This is a genomic window from Arsenicibacter rosenii (genome assembly GCF_001870735.1).
GTDB lineage: Bacteria > Bacteroidota > Bacteroidia > Cytophagales > Spirosomataceae > Arsenicibacter > Arsenicibacter rosenii.
In genome coordinates this window covers 1-1,333 of record NZ_MORL01000145.1, presented here as the reverse complement: position 1 = coordinate 1,333, position 1,333 = coordinate 1, and the positions used below count along the sequence as shown (strand labels likewise).

Sequence of the window (1,333 nt, the reverse complement as noted above, 5' to 3'; positions counted from 1 at the left end):
TGGGTTTCGATGAGTGTCTGGTTTTGTTCTGTCAGACGGAGTTGTTCCAGTATGGCCTCATCCTGCTTCTTTTTAAGCTGGTTGATTTTATAGGTAAGGCCCAGCAGATAGATTATGGTTTCTGAAATAAAGCCAATGAACAGGCTATTGCGAACCCAGAAGGTAAATGGGATAAAACCATTGTGGCCTAATGTAAAAACGATAACAAAAACGTAAATGAAAAACTGTCCGAAGCAAAAAAATAAGGCTGGTACATACCGTTTAAAGGAAACAGTAATGCCTGCTATTACCCCATATAAAGGCCCGGTAAAAGCGACCAGAAAAGCAAAATAATATTGTAGTTTTTGATCAGGTAGCCCTGTCAGGTAAATGCATAGAATACTCAGGCTTCCGGCAGCAAATAGTACAGACAGCCCTACCCCCGGCCAGTACAACCACCTGGCTCGTTGCCGTATTTGTAAGAAGGATATAGTAAAGAAAATGCCGATGCTGTTGCCGATACCTAAGAGAACACCATAATTATGCTTAAGTGTAATTGGCCAGGTACCTGAAAATTCAAGGAAGACTCCATAATTCTGCGCGGAGTTTAACAAGGACATGATAACGACAAAGGCGTACAGTACATTATCACGGTCCTTTAAGCGAATGCCTAAAAACAAGCTATAGATGGTAATAATGAAGAAAAAACCAAACCCGATTCCGTAAAATAAATCCTGGTAATGCGTATCCTCTGTCAGCTTTTGCGACGACATCAACTCTGCATGTAGTGTTGGAATGCCATTTCGGTGAACGAAAATAAACAGCGTGTGCGCTTGCCCTTGCCGGATTAATAACGGAATTATTCCACGGCTTCGATAGAATAAATTACTGATATCCACTCCATTATGATCAACCTCCCAGCGCTTGATTAATCGGGTTTTGTCTGCTTCGAACCCCTGATACCGCATATCGCCCATGAAAAGAAAACGCAGGAAGTAGTTGTCTGGCGTCGGATTGACCAAATCGACTTTGAGCCAATACATTCGTTTGTCATTCGGCTCTATGGCTTTTCGGTCAAGTGGGCGGAAGGGATACTTTTCCGGGTGTAGCAGTAAGGAGTCGATCGTGATTTTTTGCCCGGGCTGCACCGGAAGCGCAGCGCAGTGTTCAGTAATATCATAAACATGATCCGGATTGTTCAGCACCACCGGCTGTGCATAAGCAAGACCACCAGACCACCAGAGGCAGAGAATAAGGAAAAATGGTTTCATGTACGGTTAAGGGAAAAGGGTATTTTCAATGATAATCAGCAGGGAATTGTTACAATAAACACCGCCCCCTCACCCTCGCGGCT

General features: G+C 43.7%; 1 protein-coding gene. It reads right to left on the bottom strand.

All coding sequences use genetic code 11. The features are described from left to right. Positions 1 to 1,250, bottom strand: a 1,250-nt coding sequence (locus tag BLX24_RS30430; protein WP_143092933.1) for a 7TM-DISM domain-containing protein, incomplete at its 3' end; no start/stop codon positions are given. Between the last annotated feature and the right edge of the window lie 83 nt (positions 1,251 to 1,333).